The organism is Domibacillus enclensis (genome assembly GCF_900156125.1).
GTDB lineage: Bacteria > Bacillota > Bacilli > Bacillales > Domibacillaceae > Domibacillus > Domibacillus enclensis.
The window spans coordinates 169,086-188,393 of sequence record NZ_FTLX01000007.1 but is presented as its reverse complement, the minus strand read 5'-3'; the positions used below and the strand labels follow the sequence as shown (position 1 = coordinate 188,393).

Below are 19,308 nucleotides of genomic sequence, written 5' to 3'. Positions count from 1 at the left end.
TGACGTGGAGACGGTTGAAAAGAAAGCGTATTCAAAAGCGGGCCGTTCTGCTAAAAGAAGGCGCCCCTTCTGGCAAACGATGAAACAGCAAAAGTATTTATATGCGATGTCTGTTCCATTCGTGCTGTGGGTGCTTGTATTTAACTATTTGCCGCTTTGGGGCTGGACGATGGCGTTTCAGGATTTCAAGCCGGCACGGTCCTTCTGGGAGCAGGAATGGGTCGGCCTTGAGCATTTTATTACCCTTTTTCAAGATGAACGGTTTTATCTTGTGCTTCGCAACACACTCGCGATGAGCATTATGGGGTTGTTAATCGGGTTTGTTGTTCCGATTATCTTCGCTATTTTCCTGAATGAAGTCCGCGTTCAATCCTTTAAGCGGACGGTGCAAACCGTTTCCTATTTGCCTCACTTCGTGTCGTGGGTGGTTGTCGCAGGGATTGTAACGAAAATGCTTTCCGTAGATGGCGGGGTGGTCAATGAGCTTTTAATGACAACCGGGCTTATCAGCGAACCCGTTCAGTTTATGACAAAAGGCGAATGGTTTTGGGTGATCGTCACCTTATCAGACTTGTGGAAGGAAATGGGCTGGAACTCGATTATCTTCCTCGCAGCGATGGCGGGCATTGACCCGCAGCTTTACGAGGCAGCGAAGGTCGACGGAGCGAGCCGGCTGCGCCAGATCTGGCACATTACGCTTCCTGGTATTCGGCCGACGATTCTCGTCGTCTTGATTTTGTCCATCGGGCATTTGATTACCATTGGATTTGAGAAGCAGTTTTTATTGGGTAATCCGACGGTTGTCGATTATGCGGAAGTACTCGACTTGTATGCCTTGAATTATGGAATTGGGCTTGGCCGCTTTTCCTACGGGACCGCCATTGGGATATTCAATTCACTGGTGAGTATTATTTTGCTGTTTCTTGCAAACGGCATTTTCAAGCGCTTTGCCAATCAAAGTGTAATGTAAAGGAGTGAACACACATGACTGGAAGCCGGAAAGGGTGGGATGACCGTTTATTTGACATCGTCAATTACTTGTTTTTAACGGTGGTTTTGCTGGCTACGCTATACCCCTTTTTAAACGTACTGGCGATTTCATTGAATGAATCGACCGATACAGTCAGAGGCGGCATTACGATTTTTCCGCGGGAGTTCACTTTCGCCAACTACCAGGCGATTTTTGAATACGATAACCTGGTAACCGGCTTTATGAACTCGACCCTTCGGACAGTGATCGGAACGGTGCTGGGCGTTTTCTCGTCCGCTATGGTAGCCTTTACATTAAGCAGAGGGGATTTTCAAGGAAGAAAAATGTTCTCTACTGTACTCGTTTTGACGCTTTATTTTTCGGGCGGATTAATTCCAGGCTATATGCTCATGCGCGATTTACACCTGGTCGATTCCTTCTGGGTATACGTGCTGCCGGGAATGGTGAACGCGTTTAACATTATTATCGTCCGTTCATTTATGGATGGTCTGCCGTTCGCCTTGCAGGAATCAGCGAAAATGGATGGTGCCAATGACTTCGCGATTTTTTGGCGCATTATCCTGCCGCTTTGTACGCCGGTGCTGGCGACAATTGCCCTGTTTATCGCAGTTGGCCAGTGGAATTCATGGTTTGATACGTATTTATACAATAGCTCCAATCCGGATTTAACGACTCTTCAATTTGAGCTGATGAAGATTTTGCAGAACACGACAGTCGGTTCCACCGATGCAAATGCGTTTCGGAGTACACAGGGGCAGGAATCAACAGCCGCCGCTGTTTCCCCGGAGTCGATTAAAATGGCAATCTCAATGGTAACGATTATTCCGATTTTAATCGTGTATCCATTTTTACAGCGGTTCTTCGTACAGGGCATGACGCTCGGTGCAGTAAAAAGCTAATGATAAAGGGGAGAAAACGATGAAGACAAAGTGGAAAAAAACAAGTGCAGCTTTTATTATGGGAACCGTGCTAATGATGGCGGGCTGTCAGGGAGACGATTCAGCGAATACAAAAGAAGAATCCACCGGACCGGTTACGTTCTCGATGTTCAATGCCGACCCTCATTCACAGTGGGACAACATGGAGAGCCCGGTTAGCCAGATCGTGAAAGAAAAAACAGAGGTAACTTTGGAGCCTGAGTTTGACGTAGCGGGCGGTGAGCAGAAAATCCCGCTTATGATCGCGAGCGGCGAGTATCCGGATTTGATTGCACCGAAAGGGAATGCGGGCAAGCTGGTGGACGCAGGGGCCCTTATTGATTTAACCGATCTTATCGAAGAACACGCGCCAAACCTGCAAAAAATTTACGGCGATTATTTCAGTCGCTTAAAGTGGAGCGGTGAAGACGAATCGATTTATATTTTGCCAACTGCAGCGGTGGATCACACCTACTGGGCGCCAGGCACTGGCTTTATGCTGCAGCATGATGTCGTCAAGCAGCTGGGCTATCCGGAGATTCGGACGGTAAAGGATTTTGAAAATGCGATTCGAGAATACAAGGAGAAAAACCCAACCATCGATGGACAGCCAACCATTGGCCTGTCACTGCTGGCAGATGATTGGCGCATTATGATTTCAACGACCAATCCGGCTTTTTACGCAACAGGTGCACCGGATGACGGCGAATTTTATATTGATCCAGACACACATGAAGCGACGATGCATTACCGACGTCCGGCAGAAAAGGAATACTTTAAATGGCTGAACCATATGAATGCGGAAGGGCTGCTTGATAAAGAAAGCTTCGTGCAGAAATATGATCAGTATCTGGCAAAAATCTCATCAGGCCGTACGATCGGCTTGATCGACACAGACTGGGAAGTAGCGGATGCACAGCGTGCTCTTCGTGAATCAGGCAAGGCAGAACGGATGCATGGCATGTACCCGGTGACATTGACAGAAGAGTACAAGCACGCCAACTTCCAGGATACAGGCTACCTGGGCGGCTGGGGCATCGGCATCACAGTGGACTGCGAGGACCCAATTCGTGCGATTAAATTCCTTGATTATCTAGCCTCTGAAGAAGGTCAAATTCTTCAAAACTGGGGAATTGAAGGCGAGCATTATACAATCGAAGACGGCAAGCGTGTGATTTCTGACGAGGAAATGAATGAGCGCAACAACAATGCAAACTACGTGAAAGAAACAGGCATCGGTGTTTTAAAAGGATTCGCCCCTATTTATGGTGATGGTGTAACTGATTCAACAGGCCAAACGTATTCGATTGCCAGTCCCGATCAAATTAAAAATGCGTACACGGACGTTGAAAAAGAAGTTCTGGCGAATTACGATGTGGAAATGTGGAAGGATTTGTACCCGCAGAAGGAAGAGTTTCCGGTTAAGCCGTGGGGAGCTGCCTACAACATGCCGGTGGAAGCAGGGTCTGATCTTGAGCTGATCATGCAAAAATCAATGGATATTGTGAAGAAACGGATTCCAGAAGCTATTCTGGCGGATCCGGCCGAATTTGACGCAGTATGGGATGAATTCATGGCTGATCTGGAAAAAGCGGGCGTTGAGCAGGCCGAAGCCGATTACACCGAAATGGTTAAAAATCGAGTGGAGCTTTGGAAATAAAAACAAAAAGGGTGTAAAAAAGGTGTCAGTCCCCCAGCGCTTTAACGCGGCGGGGGACTGACACCCTTCTTTTTGATCAGCCTTCCAACCCCAGCATCACTTTTAGGAAGTCCTTGAAATCATCTATATGCTTTTCTAAAATTGCCTCTAAAATATCAAGCTCCAGTGCCTGGTAATCATGAACTGCAATGTTGCGAAACCCGACCATGTTCATCATCGTTTTAGAAAGAAGAGGATTCAATAAGCCAGCCTTTTCTAATAACTGAAACGCTTCACGGCTTGTTCTCGGTACACCGAGCTTTCGTTCACTCACCACGTGCATTGCAAGATCAATACTTGCTTCACAAGCACGTTGAATATTTAAAATGATGCTCTCTTGTTTTGTGAAATCCTTTAAGTTTTTGGGGTTTCCGTCATATACTTCATGAATCCGGTTTAAACAGCGCTCAATCGTCGCTGTTTTGTTCAACACCACATCATTCATGACCAAATACACTTCCTCTTTTTTTTATGGCATCAAGAACCGGTTTACGCTGCTCATTTAAAGTGGCATACATACTATATGCTCGCATTTTTTGTTGGGTCCATACCTCTTGATTTTTCACATAAATTGGTTCTCCCTGTGAAAAAATTTGCATCGTAAAAATGGTGTCCGCTTTCTTTAAATCGACCAAATCCACTTCCCGGCCGGTGATAATCGCAAGTTCTCCTGCTAACTCGAAACGTTCATATGAAGACAGTGCCTTCTCGCTAAAATAAGCAAGATCCAGGTCGCTTTCCGGCCGGTTTCTTTCTTTAGCAAACGAACCAAACAAAATAATAAACGCCGGGTCAACAGTTTGGACAATGGTTGCAATCAAGCTTGTTTTCGTTTCTTCTGCAAGCACGAACATCACCGTCCTTTTTCAAATTGCGTTCACTTGTTATCGTTATTGTACGCGAAACTTGGGCTGTTTTAAAACGATTACGATTAAAAAGGGTGTCAGTCCCCCAGCGCTTTAACGCGGCGGGGGACTGACACCTTTTTTTAAAGCGGGCCGTTTGCCTGGATAAAAAACTGGGACTGCTCGAAGTTGTAGGTGACCTTGGAGAAGTCAAAGGGCTGCCCGTTTGTCAGGTGAAAGAGCGTTTCGACGTAAAACTTTGGAAACCCTTTTTCCAGTCCTAAATAACCGGCTTCTTCCTCATTCAGCCGGCCAGCCTGCAAGTAGATGTCGGAAAAGCCAACGTTTAAGCCGAGTCCTTCCCGAATGTAGTCAAAGATCGATTCAGAGACAATTTCTTTGTTTAAAAAGGTGATGATCGATTTGCTGTAGTACGATTCCTCGAGGCACAGTGTCTGGCCGTTAATGTAACGGACCCTTTTCACATAATAAACGTCTTCTTCCTGGCTGATATTTAAATTGTCCGCTGCTTCCTGCGTCGGTTTTCGTACATCGAATTCAATAATTTTCGAGGTGATCTGGAAGCCCTCCAGATCTTTTTTGAATCCTTGATTGGACAAAAGGCTGATGTAGCCCTTTCGTTTGTGGCGTCTGACGAAGATGCCGCTGCCTCTTACCTGATAAACAACGCCTTTTTTCTCCAGCAGATCGAGTGATTTCGTAATCGTGCTTTTGCTCACCTCAAAGCGGGCCATCAGCGCCTCTAGCACAGGCAGCTTATCGCCTTGCTGCAGGGCGTTTTCTTCAATATATCGTTCAATGTCTGATGCGATTTGCTGATACTTTAACATATAAAATCCTCATTTGTTCCATATTTCGTTCTGCTCGTATTATAACACAATTTTACAAAAGACCCTTCAATTAAATTAAACGCAAACAAAATTATTATTTGGTTATTGATTAATTGTACCGGTACAATTATAATGTGAATATACAAAAGATCAAGGGAGGTTCATTATGTCAAGTAAAGTAAGAGATTATAAACAGCTTGCGGGTGATATTTTAGAAGCAGTCGGCGGCGAGGAAAATCTCGTTGGCGCGACACGCTGCGCGACTCGTCTCCGGCTTGTGCTGAAGCGTTCGAATCCGAAAGCGAAGGAGCAGGTAGCGGCAATGCCGGGTGTTATCACTGTCGTGGAAAATAACGGACAGTTCCAGGTCGTCATCGGTCAGCACGTTGGTGAAGTGTTTGAGGCATTCTCAAGCATGACGAACATTCAGTCATCTGAAATTGAAAGCGAAAACAAAGGAACGATTGTCAACCGGATTATTGCGACCATGTCTGCAGTATTCGCACCGTTTATTTACATTTTGGCGGCAGCGGGGATTTTGCAGGGAGCCCTTATTTTAATTGGTTTGTTTTTTGACGGCTTCACAGAAACCGGCACGTATCAAGTGTTCAGCTTTATTTCATGGGCACCGTTTACGTTCCTGCCAATTTTCATCGCGATTACCGCGTCGCAGCATTTTAAAACCAATATGTATATTGCGGTCGCATGCAGTGCGGCGCTTGTCAGTCCGACGTGGGCAGAGATGGCGGCGCAGATTGCAGAAGGAAATACGATTTCATTCTTTGGACTGGCGCTGTCAGAAACGACTTATACGTCATCTGTTCTGCCTCCATTGTTTTTAGTTTGGATTTTGTCTTATCTGGAGCGCTTCTTAAACAAGCGCATGAACGAAGTGATCAGACCTCTGTTCGTGCCATTGCTATGTCTTGTTATTATGGTGCCGATTACGATTGCATTTATCGGACCGGTGACAACAGCGGGTGCAACAGGTATTGCGAATGGCTACAACTTCCTGGCTGAAAATGTACCGGCACTGGCAGGTGCGATCATTGGCGCATTCTGGCAGGTTATCGTGATCTTCGGTGTCCACTGGGGCATTACGCCGATGGTTTTGGCGAATTATGATTTGTACGGACGGGATTCCTTCCAGGCGTATCAGACGATTGCCGTTATTGCGCAGGTTGGAGCGGTCCTTGGCGTTGTATTGAAGGCGAAAAACCAGGAAACACGCAAGGTCGGTGTATCGGCCGGGATTACCGGGCTGTTTGGAATTACCGAACCGGCTATCTACGGCGTAACACTCCGGTTTAAAAAGCCATTTATCTTCGGTTGTATTTCAGGTGCGATTGGCGCCGTTGTGGCAAGCTTTTTCACGCCATACTACTTCGCTTATGCAGGTCTACCAGGCCCGCTGACGATTGTGAATGGTATTAATGCAGATTACCCTTCATCTATCTGGGGGATTTTAATTGGGTGTGCGATTGCGATCATCCTTCCAGTGGTATTAATTCAAATTTTCGGCTATGGAGAAGATACAGCAAAAACGGCAGAACCGGCTGCTCCAGAAAAAAGCACAGACACCGCTTCTGTTCAAGTAAACGAAGAAGCCGTTCACGCTCCTTTAAGCGGGCAAATTGTGTCACTGTCAGATGTGCCGGATGAAGTATTCAGTTCGGGTGCAATGGGGGAAGGATTTGCGATTGTTCCATCAGATAATAAAGTACACGGACCGTTTGACGGCTCGGTTGTGATGGTAGCCCCGACCAAGCATGCGATCGGCCTCCGCTCAAAAACAGGCGTCGAGCTGCTCGTGCACGTCGGACTTGATACGGTGAAATTAAACGGCGAGCCGTTTACGCTGCATATTAAAGAAGGCGATGAGTTTAAAAAAGGCGATGTGCTGGTGGAGTTTGATCAGGCATTGATCGAAAAGCACGGCTTGCAGACCATTACACCGGTGATCGTCACAAACTCAGCGGCTTACGAAGAAGTCATTATGGAAGAAACGACCGAAAGCGTATTGAATCAAAAGCTTCTAACGGTTGTAAAATAAGGAGGACAACAACATGGCACAATTACCAGCAGACTTTTTATGGGGCGGCGCGTTAGCTGCCCACCAGTTTGAAGGCGGATGGGATCAAGGCGGCAAAGGCCCGAGCGTTGTCGATGTATTGACAGCGGGCGAGCATGGCGTGGCGAGAAGAATTACCGATAAAGTGGAAGCGGATGAGTTTTACCCGAACCATGAAGCGATTGACTTTTACAGCCGCTACAAGGAAGATATTGCGCTGTTTGCGGAAATGGGCTTGAAGTGCCTGCGCACGTCGATCGGCTGGAGCCGTATCTTCCCAAAAGGCGATGAGCTGGAGCCGAACGAGGAAGGCCTTCAGTTTTATGATGATGTATTTGATGAATTGTTAAAGCACGGTATTGAGCCGGTAATTACGCTGTCCCACTTTGAAATGCCGCTTCACCTGGCGCGGGAATACGGCGGCTTCAGAAGCCGGAAAGTAACCGAGTTTTTCGCACGCTTCGCGGAGGTTTGCTTTACGCGTTACAAGGACAAGGTGAAATATTGGATGACATTTAATGAAATTAACAACAAGATGGATGTCAACAACCCGCTGTTTTTATGGACGAATTCCGGCGTGATTGTGAAAGAAGGCGAGAATGCCAAGGAGATTATGTATCAAGCAGGGCATCATGAGCTTTTAGCCAGCGCATTGGCGGTCGCAAAAGGAAAAGAGATTAATCCGGATTTCCAAATCGGGGCGATGGTATCACACGTGCCGATTTATCCATACTCATCGAACCCGGAAGATGTGATGCTCGCCGAAGAAATGATGAGACAGCGCTACTTCTTCCCGGATGTGCACGTTCGTGGCTACTACCCGAGCTATGCGCTGAAGGAATTCGAGCGGGAAGGTTTCTCGATTCCATTTGAAGATGGCGATCAAGAGATTTTACGCAATGGAACAGTGGATTATTTAGGCTTCAGCTATTATATGTCCACAACGGTTAAAAGTGATGTGGAAAACGACAATACAGGCGATATTGTCAATGGCGGACTGCCAAACAGCATTGAGAATCCGTACATTAAGTCGAGCGACTGGGGCTGGTCGATCGACCCGACCGGCTTACGCTACACGCTGAACCGTTTTTATGACCGCTATCAGGTTCCATTGTTTATCGTGGAAAACGGCTTCGGGGCAATTGATACGGTGGAAGAAGACGGCTCGATTCACGACGATTCAAGAATTGATTACTTGAAATCGCATATCGAAGCGCTCGAAAAAGCGGTGACGTATGATGGCGTCGACTTAATGGGCTACACACCATGGGGCATTATCGATATCGTGTCTTTCACAACGGGCGAAATGAAAAAACGTTACGGCATGATTTATGTCGATCGTGACAATGAAGGAAACGGCTCCATGGAGCGCTCGAAAAAGGATTCCTTTAACTGGTACAAGGGCGTCATTGCATCAAACGGTGTAACAGCGGAAAAAGAAAAAGCCGCCAACTAACCGGTTATCTTCAAAGAAAAGAGGCAGAACATGAGCCTGTTTACGATCATCGGCATACTGGGTGCTTCCTTAACGACGCTTTCCTTTTTGCCGCAGACGATTAAAACGATGAAAGAAAAAAACACAGAAGGCATTTCGCTGCTCATGTACAGCATGTTCGCAGCGGGCCTCGCCCTCTGGGTTGTGTACGGCGTGTTTACAAACGATCTCCCTGTTATTCTTGCTAACTCGGTTACGTTGTTTTTCGCGCTCATTATTTTGCGATTAAAGCTGAAGTACCGTTAAAACGAGTGTCAGTCCCCCACTGCGTCAAAGCGCTGGGGGACTGGCGCTTTTTTTCGTATAATAAGGATAATGATGAGCGAAAGAAAGGACCATGTTCATGAAGCAGCTATGGCACAACGGAACCATTTACACGATGGAACGAGAGGACGAAACAGTTGAATCAGTGCTCGTTGAGGCTGGCGACATTATCGATACGGGTACTTTTGAACGTCTGAGTACACAGGCCGATGAGTATGTGGATTTGGAAGGGGCCGTGATGTATCCGGGTTTTGTGGACAGCCACCTGCATATGCTGTATGAAGGCGAGACGTTTGTCCGGCTTGATGTATCCGGGGCGTCTTCAGCCGAGGAAATGCTCGAGCTGGTCAGGGAAGCTGCGAGCCGCACACCCGAGGATCAGTGGCTGTTCGGGGAAGGCTGGAATGAAAACAGCTTTGTCGACCCGCGCATCCCGACGATGGAAGAGCTTGACGCGATTCGCCGGGAACCGATTTTTTTAACAAGAGTGTGTCATCACGCGGCGCTCGGCAACACAGCGGCGTTTGCGGCAGGAGGAATTGATGCTGACCGCATCCCGCCAGCTGGCGGTGAAATCGGGCTGGATGAAAAGGGCGCATTAAACGGTCTTTTATATGACAAAGCAATGGAGCTCGTAACGGATGCAATCCCCAAGAAGGGGGAGGCGTATGTCGATTACTTGACGGACGTTTTGGAACGGGCAGTGGAGGAAATGCTGTCGTACGGCTTAACCGGCGGGCACACGGAGGATTTGCACTATTTCGGTGTGTACACGAATCCGCTCACAGCGTTTAAGCGGGTGATAAGCGAAAAGCGCCCTTTTCGTGTGAATTTGCTTCGCCATCATGAAGTGTTTGAAGACATGATGAAAGCAGAAACAGTATATGATGAGCCTTTTGTTGAACCGGGTGCGATGAAAATTTTTGCTGACGGGGCACTCGGCGGTTCGACCGCTGCTTTAAACGAGCCATACGCCGATCAGCCCGAAAATAATGGGCTGCTCATCCATACAGATGAAGAAATGGCAGCGCTTGTTAAGCTGGCGAGAAGGTATGGAGAAGCAGTGGCGGTCCATATTATCGGTGACCGCGCCGCAGAGCAGGTGCTGACCGCGATTGAACAGCATCCGGCTCCTGCAGGCAAGCGGGACCGGCTCATTCATGCGTGTGTGCTGACCGACTCATTGCTGGATCGACTGGCGCAGCTGCCGGTCGTGATTGATATTCAGCCGGCTTTTGTGCCATCTGATTTTCCCTGGGTGATCGACCGGCTTGGAAAAGATCGGATCAGCAGCGCCTATCAATGGAAAACGCTCCTGCAAAAAGGCATTATGTGTGCTGCCGGCACCGATGCTCCGATTGAAAGCCTTAATCCGCTTGATACTGTTTATGCCGCTGTTGAACGGAAAAAACCGGGCACGCAGCAAGAGAGCTGGGGAGAGGATCAAGGGCTGTCCCGCTTTGAAGCAGTCCGGCTTTACACGTACGGCAGTGCTCAGGCAATTGGAAAAGAGCACGAGCGCGGCTTTATAAAAACAGGCTACGCAGCGGATTTCTCTATCTTTGACAGGGATTTATTTACAGGCACATCAGAGGAAATGCGTACCGCGCAGGCAGTGAAAACAGTGGTGGATGGCCGCATTGTTTTTGAACGGTCAGAATCAGGAGAAAAGCAGTCCAGCCGTTTGCCCGATGACTGAAAGGGGTAGGTAAGGGGAAAATAACCATTTTATTTCACGGCTCTGGTTGGTGTGGGGGAAAATGCAGGAGGACATATGGATATTAATCGATACAAGGTAGAAGCCGGCGAGTCTGTGGATTTGAAAAAATATGCAGCATCAGAAGATCATGGAATGACAGAGGAAGAACTGCTTGAAAAGCATATTCCAGGAAGTGTGGCACATTTAAAGGACTTGCACTGGCGGCTTCATGCCGATTCGAAAAAAGGCATTCTCGTTGTGCTGCAGGCGATGGACGCAGCAGGCAAGGATGAAGCGATCAGCTATATTTTTTCCAATTTAAATGCGCAGGGCTTGAAAACGACTTCTTTTCAAAAGCCGTCCGATACAGAGCTCAGCCATGATTACTTGTGGAGAATCCATGAAGGGCTTCCGGCAAGAGGACAGATTGGCATTTTAAATCGTTCTCACTATGAGGAAGTCATTGCTCCGCGACTTCACGACCTGCTTGGAGACGAAACCATTCCGGATTTTACGGATAAAGAAGGCGTATGGAAAGTCCGGTTCCGCCAAATTAACGACTTTGAGCGGTACATGGACGAAAACGGATTTCATGTCATTAAATTTTTCTTCAATGTCTCAAAGGATGAACAGAAAAAGCGGCTGCTCGAGCGTATGAAGGACCCGAAAAAGAACTGGGAGTTTTCCTTCAGTGATGTGGAGGAGCGGCAACATTGGGATGACTATCAGGAAATCTTCGAGGAAATGCTCAGTCATACGTCGTCGGAATATGCCCCGTGGTACATCTTGCCGGCGGACGATGAGTGGTATTCACGCTACATTATTACAAAAGTGATGATCAGCTGTTTGGAGCAAATTGATCCGCAGTTCCCGGAAATCACAGACGAAGACCGGAAAAAGCTGGATGAATATATTGAATTGCTGGAAAATGAATAACGTCAAACAAGCACACGGCGGATTGAGCCGTGTGCTTGTTTGATTTAAGCCGCTTGTTTCTTTTGAAGGGCTGATTTCCGGTCTGCGATGTAAATGAGCCGAAGAGCGGCCAGCATGAGGACAATCGCTACGCCACGCTGCCAGTCAAATGGAATCTGAAGGCCGCCAAACCAGCCGTAATGATCAATAAGAATGCCCATTGACAGCTGTCCGATAACCGTAGAAATATTTGTAGCAATGACACCGATCTTCGGCACGGCAAGGACCGTCAGAAACAAATAGCCAACACCGAACCAAACGGCGCTCAGCTGCCATTTCGGTGCATCCAAAATCGCGGAAATATCCCCCTGCCCAAAAAACAAAATTCCGACAAACAAAACAAGTGCACCGGATGCAAACGTTAGAAAGGTGCTTTCATACGTCCCGGCCTGCTTGCTGAAGGCGCCATTAATGGATGACTGAGCGCTAAGTAAAACCCCGCCAATCACAGCGGCAGCTAAAATAAGAATCGACATGATGCTTCACTTCCTTAAAAAATTAAAAATAATGAGGCGGCCATTAGCACAACAGCCGCAGCTTTTTCTTTTTGAATCTTTGAGGGGCTGCTGCCGAGCCAGCCCTTGTGCTCAATCACAATGCTCATGATCATTTGACCGACGATGACGCTGATCATAGAGAGGCCGACGCCGACGAGCGGAATGCTGACAATTAAAATGGTTAAATAAAAAATACCGAGCAGCCCGCCCGTCAGCTGCCACTTCGGTGCTTTAAAGGTATGGGAAAGTGAGCCTTTTCCAAAAAATAAAAGAACAACAGCTAAAATGATGGTTCCAACAAAAAAGTTATAAAAGCTGCTTTCAAGCTTTCCGATCGATTTGCCAAGCTCTCCGTAAATCGCGCCTTCTATACTTAAGGACATGCCTGCAAAAAGGGCTGCGGCGTATATCATTAGTTTCATTCTGCTTCACCTCATATCTTTATTTCGAGAAAAATCGATTTATAACGGATGAAAAAGAACGTTAAAGCTCTTTTTCAATAAATGCGGCGACTTCTTGAATGCGCTCTTCATTTCGGCGGTAGTACGTCCACTTTCCATGGCGTTCTGATTCGACCAGGCCCACCTTCTGCATCATCGTTAAATAATGCGAGACCGTAGACTGTGACAAGCCGGCTTTCTCCGTAATATCTCCGACGCAAATGCCACCTCTTTCATTCAAGCTTTTCGAGAGAAGCTCGGCTGGCTGATCGAAATGCTCCATTGGATGTTTAAGCCACTTCAACATATCAAGTCTCGTTTCGTTGCTCAGCACTTTAAAAAGTTCAACTGGATTTTTCATATACATATACTAATCGATAAATCTCGATATGTAAATGAATTTGTTTCAAGTACATTTCGCAATCTTGATCAAAAAAAGGCGCAGGAAACTTGGTAGGATAAAAGAGAGGTGAGCGGAGTGCATTATAGTGAAGCAACACAAAGGGCGATTACGTTTATCGAAGAACGTTTAACAGAAGAATGCCGGCTGGCTGAGCTTCCGTGTGCCGCAGGTTATTCCAAATATCATCTGCTTCGGATTTTCAAGCAGGAAACAGGAAAATCCATTGGAGAATACATTCGAACACGCCGTCTGGCTACAGCCGCAGCCTGGCTGCTTCATACGGATGAATCGATCTTAACGATTGCTTTTTTGTTTCAGTTTCAATCGCAGGAGGCATTTACGAGAGCATTTAAAGAGCAGTACAGTCTACCGCCTGGGAAGTATCGAAAATGGATGAAGGATATCAGAATGGAGGAGAAGGAGAAGATGAAAACAACGGAGCAGGTAGCTGGGTGGAGCTTAAGTGGGTCGAATCCAGAGCTGTATGAACTGACACTAGATACAACGGTATTCCACACGGGAACTGGTTCAGGTTTGCTTCATGGAAGAAAAGAAGCAAATGAGCAGCAATTCGGTACTATGATGCAAGGGTTTCAGGCAAAGGAATTCAAGGGCAAGCGTCTGAAGCTTTTCTGTTACTTAAAAACAGAGGATGCCTTTAAGTGTGGCGCATGGATGCGTGTCGACAATTCGGCAGGTGACTCTCTCCAATTCGACAACATGGACAGCCGCTCGATTAGCGGGACCACGGATTGGAATTATTATATGATCGTGCTGGATGTGCCGGAGGAAAGTGAGTCTATCCACTTTGGCGTTCTTTTGATTGGCAGCGGCAGCGTATGGGCGGATGGCTTTTGTTTTGACATTGTGGATGAAAAAACGGCTGTGACCAACATGCTGCAAGAAAACCTGCTCCCGGAGCAGCCGGTTAATCTGGATTTTAGCGAGTAAATGAAGGGGCCACTGACTATTTTAGCGTCAGTGGTTTTTTTATTGACAGTTATATCATTTAACGATATATTATATTTAATGATATATCGTTAAATGATATAAAAAGGGGGCTAGGAGTATGGCAAGACAAGATGCGCTGGAATCTGGTGAACTGACCGATACGTCCTATTACATTTTACTTTCGTTAGTGGAAGCGCGTCATGGCTATTTAATTATGAAGACGATTGAAGAGCTGACGGATCGGCAGGTTGCAATTGGACCGGCTTCCATGTACACCACGATTAAAAAGTTGCTGAAAGCGGAGTTGATTGAACAGCTCGGTGAGGATCAGGACAAAAAGAAAACGTACATTGCCACACAAAAAGGACTTAATCTGTTGAAAAAGGACATTCAAAGACGAGAAAAAATGATTCAGCATGCCAGAGGAATTTTAAAATGGGAAGGGGACGAATCAAAATGAAACAAACAAAGTATGTGATGAGCGGCGGCCTGGCGTTTGATGAAGAAAGGGATATGAAGAGATTGGCTTCACTTGCACAGAAAGGATGGCTGTTTGAGAAATTTTCTCCTATGGGTTACACACTCCGTAAAGGGGAGCCGGCACACTTGCAATACGCGATTGACTACCGGAAGCAGCCGGATCGAGATTATTTCGCTTATTTTGAAGAAGCGGGCTGGACGCATGAAGGTTCAGCAGGCGACTCCATTCATCTTTTTAGTGCACCGGAAGACGTAGCGCCTATCTACTCTGACATCGAGACGATGGTCGAAAAGTATCGGTCCGAGCAGCGTTTGATGGGCAAAAGCGCGGTCGTGGCTTTATTGTTCACACTAGTATTATGGTGGATGAGCCAATGGGGTATTGGCGGTCTGGCAGAGGGTGTGGTCTCTATCCTGCTTGTTTTCTCACTCATTGCCCTCGTGTTCACCGGTCTTCCTTATCTCGGCTATACATTTAAGCTGAGCAAGCTTCAAAAATAAAAAGAGAGGCGGCCGCCTCTCTTTTTGTCATAAAGACTGATCAAGCTCTTTTTCTGCTTGTCCAGCGTCATACCGGTCGCCGAACCAGCTTTTCATCCGGTCGCGGGCAGCGCGTCGCATATCGTCATCAATCATATTGTAGACTGTGACGAGCGCGGTCACAATAATCGCGGCGTCATCAACAAGACCGACGGCCGGCAGAAAGTCTGGCACAGCATCCGCCGGCAGGATCAAATAGCCGAGTGCGCCGAGAATGGTCAGCCGCGTTTTTGTCGGCAGCTTCGAGCTTTTTAATGCTTCAAATAAAAGCAGCGCGGCATATACGGCTTTTTGTCCGAGATTGCTGCCGGATGCGGTCAGCTTATTCGTGAATTTTTCATCTGTATAGTGCTGCTCTTTTCCTTCGATTTGCTGTTCGAATTCTTCTTTTTTCTTTTTTTTCAACCACATCATCATCCACTCCTTGCTTCTGTATACTTCTTTTCCTTTAAAAAAGTTTCCTTAAACAAGAAAAAATTCGTTAGTGAATGTCACGCTTTTTAAAGTTGCCGCCGCGTACTTCGGATACGTCAGAGATGACCACAAAGGCATTCTCATCATGCTCTTTAATGATCGAGACGAGTTTGTTTTCTTCCATGCGGTTAATAACGCAGTGCAAAATATCTGTCGGTTCGTTGGAAAAGCCGCCGCGCCCTTGCGTGAATGTAACTCCGCGTCCTAAGCGTGCGCCAATGGCCTCACCGATTTGAGCAGATTTTGCGCTGACCACCTGCACCGATTTCGATTTTTCCAGCCCGACTTGAATAATGTCGATAACGTTTTTCGCGATGTAGTAGGTAATAGCGGAATAAAGGGCACTTTCAAGGCCGTAAATAAAGCTGGCGCCGATAAAAATAAAGGCATTTAGGAATAAAATAATGTCTCCGACGGAAAAAGGGATTTTGCGCGAAAGCAGCACAGCCAATACTTCCGATCCGTCCAGCGCGCCGCCGTTACGGAGTACAATACCGATGCCGACACCGAGAAATATACCGCCTGCCAGCACAATCAGGAGCGGGTCTTCCGGGCCTAAAATAATGGTGACATGGTGCAGCAGAACGGTCGAAATCGAAAGGGCCGCGATGCCGACGATGCTCATAATCGCGAAAGTTTTTCCGACCTGCTTGTAGCCGAGGTACACAAACGGCAGATTTAAAATGAACAGTAAAACACCCAGTGGAAGCCCGAATACGTAGGACCCCATAATGCTGATGCCCGTCACGCCGCCATCAATGACGCTGTTTGGAATAAGAACCGCTTCCAGGCCGTAAGCGGCAATGACGGCCCCGAGTACAATCATGATCACTTTCCGTACGGTTTCAAATGTTTTGTTTTTCTTCACGTTTTTCTCCTTCTTTGTTTTAATTGGCAAAAGAACACTTTTTTCAGTTTACCATAATGGGAAAGAAAGACGCTTCTGCGAAAGGAAGAAGGCGAGGAAACGGCGAATAGATAAAGTATCTATTCATGAGGAGGAATGATTGTGTCGGATCAAACGGTAATGGTGAAGGTAGAAGGCAGCGACCTGATTATGGAAAGAATCGTAGCAGCACCCCGTGATCTTGTCTTTCAGGTTTTTTCATCTTCAGATCATGTAGAAGCCTGGTGGGGGCCAGCAGGCTGGGAAACGGAAAATCGTCAATTTGAGTTTAAGCCCGGAGGCGTTTGGCACTATTGCATGCGCTGTACAGATAAGGACCAGGGGGATTTCTACGGGATGGAGTCCTGGGGAAAAGGGGTTTTCCATGAAATAGTTCCACCTGAAAAAATCGTATACACTGATTATTTTTCAGATGAACAAGGGTCAGAAAGCAAGGAAATGCCGTCGACACACAGCACCATCCTGTTTGAAGAAATCGGAGAGGAGACGAAGCTGATCTTTCGGTCCCGCTACGCTTCAGAGGAGGCACTTCAGCAAGTGATGGATATGGGCATGGTTCAGGGGTTCTCCTCTCAGCTTGAGCACCTCGATCAATTGCTGGCAAAGCTTCAGTCTAAATCAATCTAAGCATTTTCAGTTCAATGTTTCATATAATGGAGCATCTGAAGAGATGGGAATATAGAAGAAAAGAGGCGGCTTAAAGCGCCTCTTTTCTTCGTCTTTAGTCGCTGGAAACGCCTGTGTAAATGAGAATCGCGTCCCGCAGAAATGCCGTTCCGCCTTTGACGTGCTGATCGTAATACGCGGTGAACCGTTCGTCCGCCACATACATTTCTGCAAGACCGGCATGTGCTTTTTTTGAGTAGCTTGGCCATGAATACAGAAGCCACTCCTTGTGCCTGGCGGCAAGTTCTTGTGCGTCTTCTGAAGAGGGATCACCTGTTGCGTAAGCTTGTTGAAGCAGAGAAAGAAGGTTATGCTCCAGTGCCTGCATCGCCTCATATTTTTCCTGAGACAAGCCCCTTAGCTTCGTATTGCTGGCATTGATGACCTCGTCGCCATACTTTTCGCGAATGTCAGCTCCATAGGTCCGTTCATTTTCCTCAATCATTTTTTCTTTCATGCCGTTAAATTTTTCGTTGTCCTGCATCGGTATCCCTCTTTCCTGATAGGCTATGGTTTTTTCGATGGTCGCTAAAATGGTGTCAAGGCGGTCGCGCTTTTGCTGCAGCTTCGTGTAATGAGATTGTAACGCTGCGGTTTTGTCGAAGGCCGGGTCATCCAGTATCACTTGAATGCTTTCCAATGGAACCTCCAGCTCCCGGTAAAACAAAATGTGCTGAAGCCGGTCGACCCCCGCTTCTCCGTAAATGCGGTAGCCGGATGAATTGATCCTTGCCGGCTTTAATAGCCCGATCTGATCGTAATAGCGCAAAGTCCGGACTGTGACGCCGGACAGCTGCGCCAGCTTTTTAATGGTATATTCCATAAGCAGCCCTCCTGATGCTCTTATCTTAAAGGCTGACGCTGCGTGAAGGTCAAGAATTTCTTGAGAGTTTGTGAAAAAATGTAATAAAAAAATTCTTTTTTTATTTGGGACATATGTCCTTTTCAACGATGCACAGTTTGCTTTTTAATAGTAAGAAATGAATAATTGAGGAGAATAACAGATGAAAGGCATTGTATTTGCTTTTTTAGCGGGCGCATTTATTACGCTGCAGGGGGTGGCGAATGCCCGGATCAGTGACGCGATCGGGACGTGGCAGGCTGCCACACTCACCCAGCTGACGGGCTTTGTGGCCGCTATGCTTATTTTTTTGTTTGTGCGGGATGGCACGGCGGTACAGTTAAAGCAGGTGCATCCGCTTTATTTAATGGGCGGCGGGCTGGCTGCATTTGTGATCTTCAGCAACGTCACCGCCATTCAGCATGTGGGCGTGACATTGACGATTGCATCGCTGCTCATTGCGCAGCTGCTTTTCACCTTTGTGATTGACGGAATGGGCTGGTTCGGCGTGAAAAAACAGAAGATCCGGCTTCCGCAAATCATTGGCATCCTGCTCATGGCAGCAGGTGTTGTCATGTTAAAAATGTAACCGGCTGGGGGAATGAGTATGAAGGAACTAGCGGATCGCGATCAGCTGAATGCATACGTCCGGGCTCATCAAATGGAGGACGTCTTTCCGAAGTCGCTTGCGCCCTATCTATCACTTTACCTGTTTGAGCCGGGCGAATGGATTTGTGTGCAGGGGCAGGCGCTGGAATATGTGTATGTTCTCGTCAAAGGCAAGGTAAAGGTGTACACGAATTCCGCTGAAGGGAAAACGCTGATTCTTTCTTTTAAGACGCCTCCGGAAGTGATCGGCGATATTGAATATATTGAAGAAACAGATATTATTAACACCGTTGAAGCGGTGTCGCCGGTTGTGATGATCGGTGTTCACCATACGCGGCTGAAGCAGCACGCAGACGAGCATCCGCCGTTTCTCCGCTTTATGCTGAACATTATTGCACGGAAGTTTTACGTGAAGTCGACGTCCTTAAGCTTTCACTTAATGCATTCGGTCGATGTCCGGCTGGCGAGCTATCTTCTGTCGGTTTCGTCGGAGGAACGAAAGACGCTCAGTACGGCCAGCTTAAAGGATGCAGCCAACTTGATCGGCACGAGCTACCGCCACATGAACCGGGTACTTCAGTCGTTTAGCGAAAATGGCTGGATCGAACGAAAAAGAGGCTCAGTTGTTGTGAAGGACCGGGAAGGGCTTTATGAAGCTTCGGGACAAAGTATTTATGAAAAATGAAGGAGGGT

Annotated in this window: 23 protein-coding genes; 14 read left to right on the top strand and 9 right to left on the bottom strand. The window is 47.1% G+C overall.

All coding sequences use genetic code 11. The features are described 5' to 3' along the window. Window positions 1–4 precede the first annotated feature (4 nt). The 3 genes from BW952_RS14900 to BW952_RS14890 are packed head-to-tail and all read left to right on the top strand — an operon-like array spanning window position 5 to window position 3,568. The gene (locus tag BW952_RS14900) at window positions 5–970 is read left to right on the top strand and encodes an ABC transporter permease (protein WP_045852218.1); all 966 of its coding nucleotides are present in this window, start codon (window positions 5–7) and stop codon (window positions 968–970) included. A gap of 14 nt (window positions 971–984) precedes the next feature. Continuing rightward, a complete protein-coding gene (locus tag BW952_RS14895; RefSeq protein WP_045852219.1) occupies window positions 985–1,890 on the top strand; it encodes a carbohydrate ABC transporter permease in 906 nt (301 codons plus the stop codon). Window positions 1,891–1,909: 19 nt separating this feature from the next. After that, the gene (locus BW952_RS14890; RefSeq protein ID WP_045852220.1) at window positions 1,910–3,568 is read left to right on the top strand and encodes an ABC transporter substrate-binding protein; all 1,659 of its coding nucleotides are present in this window, start codon (window positions 1,910–1,912) and stop codon (window positions 3,566–3,568) included. 76 nt (window positions 3,569–3,644) lie between these two features. On the opposite strand, the gene hepT is transcribed toward BW952_RS14890, so the two are convergent. The 3 genes from hepT to BW952_RS14875 form a co-directional block, all read right to left on the bottom strand. Beyond that, entirely contained in the window at window positions 3,645–4,052 is a 408-nt protein-coding gene (gene hepT / locus BW952_RS14885) for a type VII toxin-antitoxin system HepT family RNase toxin (RefSeq protein WP_045852235.1), read from the bottom strand. After that, entirely contained in the window at window positions 4,045–4,461 is a 417-nt protein-coding gene (gene mntA / locus BW952_RS14880) for a type VII toxin-antitoxin system MntA family adenylyltransferase antitoxin (protein ID WP_094031989.1), read from the bottom strand. Before mntA ends, hepT begins: the two co-directional genes overlap by 8 nt. 134 nt (window positions 4,462–4,595) lie before the next feature. Continuing rightward, window positions 4,596–5,303, bottom strand: coding sequence for a GntR family transcriptional regulator (locus BW952_RS14875; protein WP_045852221.1), 708 nt, complete (start codon window positions 5,301–5,303; stop codon window positions 4,596–4,598). A gap of 166 nt (window positions 5,304–5,469) precedes the next feature. Between BW952_RS14875 and BW952_RS14870 the strand changes: the two genes are divergently transcribed. From BW952_RS14870 to BW952_RS14850, 5 genes are all read left to right on the top strand, one after another. Then, window positions 5,470–7,356 (top strand): beta-glucoside-specific PTS transporter subunit IIABC, encoded by a 1,887-nt coding sequence (locus tag BW952_RS14870; RefSeq protein ID WP_045852222.1) that lies wholly within the window; start codon window positions 5,470–5,472, stop codon window positions 7,354–7,356. Window positions 7,357–7,369: 13 nt separating this feature from the next. Next, window positions 7,370–8,830, top strand: coding sequence for a 6-phospho-beta-glucosidase BglA (gene bglA, locus BW952_RS14865; protein WP_045852223.1), 1,461 nt, complete (start codon window positions 7,370–7,372; stop codon window positions 8,828–8,830). Between the two features lie 30 nt (window positions 8,831–8,860). Next, window positions 8,861–9,115, top strand: a complete 255-nt coding sequence (locus tag BW952_RS14860) for a SemiSWEET transporter (protein WP_045852224.1) — start codon at window positions 8,861–8,863, stop codon at window positions 9,113–9,115. Between the two features lie 97 nt (window positions 9,116–9,212). Continuing rightward, on the top strand, window positions 9,213–10,832 hold the full coding sequence (locus BW952_RS14855; RefSeq protein ID WP_045852225.1) for an amidohydrolase: 1,620 nt from the start codon (window positions 9,213–9,215) through the stop codon (window positions 10,830–10,832). Between the two features lie 75 nt (window positions 10,833–10,907). Further along, window positions 10,908–11,768, top strand: a complete 861-nt coding sequence (locus tag BW952_RS14850) for a PPK2 family polyphosphate kinase (RefSeq protein ID WP_045852226.1) — start codon at window positions 10,908–10,910, stop codon at window positions 11,766–11,768. A gap of 44 nt (window positions 11,769–11,812) precedes the next feature. Here BW952_RS14850 and BW952_RS14845 read toward each other — a convergent pair whose 3' ends face one another. The 3 genes from BW952_RS14845 to BW952_RS14835 form a co-directional block, all read right to left on the bottom strand. Next, complete coding sequence (locus BW952_RS14845) at window positions 11,813–12,283, bottom strand: DMT family transporter (protein ID WP_045852227.1); 471 nt, start codon at window positions 12,281–12,283, stop codon at window positions 11,813–11,815. 14 nt (window positions 12,284–12,297) lie between these two features. Further along, the gene (locus BW952_RS14840; protein WP_045852228.1) at window positions 12,298–12,726 is read right to left on the bottom strand and encodes a DMT family transporter; all 429 of its coding nucleotides are present in this window, start codon (window positions 12,724–12,726) and stop codon (window positions 12,298–12,300) included. 61 nt (window positions 12,727–12,787) lie between these two features. Then, on the bottom strand, window positions 12,788–13,105 hold the full coding sequence (locus BW952_RS14835; RefSeq protein WP_094031992.1) for an ArsR/SmtB family transcription factor: 318 nt from the start codon (window positions 13,103–13,105) through the stop codon (window positions 12,788–12,790). Between the two features lie 117 nt (window positions 13,106–13,222). Here BW952_RS14835 and BW952_RS14830 point away from each other — a divergent pair, with 117 nt between their 5' ends. The 3 genes from BW952_RS14830 (at window position 13,223) to BW952_RS14820 (ending at window position 15,079) form a co-directional block, all read left to right on the top strand. Continuing rightward, complete coding sequence (locus BW952_RS14830; protein WP_045852230.1) at window positions 13,223–14,098, top strand: helix-turn-helix domain-containing protein; 876 nt, start codon at window positions 13,223–13,225, stop codon at window positions 14,096–14,098. Window positions 14,099–14,216: 118 nt separating this feature from the next. Continuing rightward, window positions 14,217–14,558, top strand: coding sequence for a PadR family transcriptional regulator (locus BW952_RS14825; RefSeq protein ID WP_045849479.1), 342 nt, complete (start codon window positions 14,217–14,219; stop codon window positions 14,556–14,558). Then, window positions 14,555–15,079, top strand: a complete 525-nt coding sequence (locus BW952_RS14820; RefSeq protein WP_045849478.1) for a DUF2812 domain-containing protein — start codon at window positions 14,555–14,557, stop codon at window positions 15,077–15,079. Before BW952_RS14825 ends, BW952_RS14820 begins: the two co-directional genes overlap by 4 nt. A 27-nt stretch (window positions 15,080–15,106) precedes the next feature. On the opposite strand, the gene BW952_RS14815 is transcribed toward BW952_RS14820, so the two are convergent. After that, window positions 15,107–15,532, bottom strand: coding sequence for a YkvA family protein (locus tag BW952_RS14815; RefSeq protein ID WP_240514999.1), 426 nt, complete (start codon window positions 15,530–15,532; stop codon window positions 15,107–15,109). A gap of 67 nt (window positions 15,533–15,599) precedes the next feature. After that, the gene (locus BW952_RS14810) at window positions 15,600–16,418 is read right to left on the bottom strand and encodes a YitT family protein (protein ID WP_414735773.1); all 819 of its coding nucleotides are present in this window, start codon (window positions 16,416–16,418) and stop codon (window positions 15,600–15,602) included. Window positions 16,419–16,601: 183 nt separating this feature from the next. Here BW952_RS14810 and BW952_RS14805 point away from each other — a divergent pair, with 183 nt between their 5' ends. Then, window positions 16,602–17,126: an SRPBCC family protein gene (locus BW952_RS14805; RefSeq protein WP_045849475.1), complete on the top strand. Its 525-nt coding sequence runs from the start codon at window positions 16,602–16,604 to the stop codon at window positions 17,124–17,126. 94 nt (window positions 17,127–17,220) lie between these two features. On the opposite strand, the gene BW952_RS14800 is transcribed toward BW952_RS14805, so the two are convergent. Next, window positions 17,221–17,988 (bottom strand): MerR family transcriptional regulator, encoded by a 768-nt coding sequence (locus BW952_RS14800; protein ID WP_045849474.1) that lies wholly within the window; start codon window positions 17,986–17,988, stop codon window positions 17,221–17,223. Window positions 17,989–18,169: 181 nt separating this feature from the next. On the opposite strand from BW952_RS14800, the gene BW952_RS14795 reads away from it, so the two are divergent. Together BW952_RS14795 and BW952_RS14790 are read left to right on the top strand one after the other, a co-directional pair. Continuing rightward, complete coding sequence (locus BW952_RS14795; protein WP_045849473.1) at window positions 18,170–18,595, top strand: DMT family transporter; 426 nt, start codon at window positions 18,170–18,172, stop codon at window positions 18,593–18,595. A gap of 18 nt (window positions 18,596–18,613) precedes the next feature. Then, entirely contained in the window at window positions 18,614–19,300 is a 687-nt protein-coding gene (locus tag BW952_RS14790; protein WP_045849472.1) for a Crp/Fnr family transcriptional regulator, read from the top strand. Window positions 19,301–19,308: the final 8 nt, after the last annotated feature.

Bases quoted from the DNA above. Each gene is read 5' to 3' on its own strand.
- BW952_RS14845 (WP_045852227.1), bottom strand. From the start codon at position 12,283: ATGTCGATTCTTATTTTAGCTGCCGCTGTGATTGGCGGGGTTTTACTT.
- bglA (WP_045852223.1), top strand. From the start codon at position 7,370: ATGGCACAATTACCAGCAGACTTTTTATGGGGCGGCGCGTTAGCTGCC.
- BW952_RS14840 (WP_045852228.1), bottom strand. From the start codon at position 12,726: ATGAAACTAATGATATACGCCGCAGCCCTTTTTGCAGGCATGTCCTTA.
- BW952_RS14870 (WP_045852222.1), top strand. From the start codon at position 5,470: ATGTCAAGTAAAGTAAGAGATTATAAACAGCTTGCGGGTGATATTTTA.
- BW952_RS14875 (WP_045852221.1), bottom strand. From the start codon at position 5,303: ATGTTAAAGTATCAGCAAATCGCATCAGACATTGAACGATATATTGAA.
- BW952_RS14890 (WP_045852220.1), top strand. From the start codon at position 1,910: ATGAAGACAAAGTGGAAAAAAACAAGTGCAGCTTTTATTATGGGAACC.
- hepT (WP_045852235.1), bottom strand. From the start codon at position 4,052: ATGAATGATGTGGTGTTGAACAAAACAGCGACGATTGAGCGCTGTTTA.
- BW952_RS14790 (WP_045849472.1), top strand. From the start codon at position 18,614: ATGAAGGAACTAGCGGATCGCGATCAGCTGAATGCATACGTCCGGGCT.
- BW952_RS14835 (WP_094031992.1), bottom strand. From the start codon at position 13,105: ATGAAAAATCCAGTTGAACTTTTTAAAGTGCTGAGCAACGAAACGAGA.
- BW952_RS14795 (WP_045849473.1), top strand. From the start codon at position 18,170: ATGAAAGGCATTGTATTTGCTTTTTTAGCGGGCGCATTTATTACGCTG.
- BW952_RS14895 (WP_045852219.1), top strand. From the start codon at position 985: ATGACTGGAAGCCGGAAAGGGTGGGATGACCGTTTATTTGACATCGTC.
- BW952_RS14850 (WP_045852226.1), top strand. From the start codon at position 10,908: ATGGATATTAATCGATACAAGGTAGAAGCCGGCGAGTCTGTGGATTTG.
- BW952_RS14810 (WP_414735773.1), bottom strand. From the start codon at position 16,418: ATGATTGTACTCGGGGCCGTCATTGCCGCTTACGGCCTGGAAGCGGTT.
- BW952_RS14825 (WP_045849479.1), top strand. From the start codon at position 14,217: ATGGCAAGACAAGATGCGCTGGAATCTGGTGAACTGACCGATACGTCC.
- mntA (WP_094031989.1), bottom strand. From the start codon at position 4,461: ATGTTCGTGCTTGCAGAAGAAACGAAAACAAGCTTGATTGCAACCATT.
- BW952_RS14815 (WP_240514999.1), bottom strand. From the start codon at position 15,532: ATGATGTGGTTGAAAAAAAAGAAAAAAGAAGAATTCGAACAGCAAATC.
- BW952_RS14855 (WP_045852225.1), top strand. From the start codon at position 9,213: ATGAAGCAGCTATGGCACAACGGAACCATTTACACGATGGAACGAGAG.
- BW952_RS14800 (WP_045849474.1), bottom strand. From the start codon at position 17,988: ATGGAATATACCATTAAAAAGCTGGCGCAGCTGTCCGGCGTCACAGTC.
- BW952_RS14820 (WP_045849478.1), top strand. From the start codon at position 14,555: ATGAAACAAACAAAGTATGTGATGAGCGGCGGCCTGGCGTTTGATGAA.
- BW952_RS14860 (WP_045852224.1), top strand. From the start codon at position 8,861: ATGAGCCTGTTTACGATCATCGGCATACTGGGTGCTTCCTTAACGACG.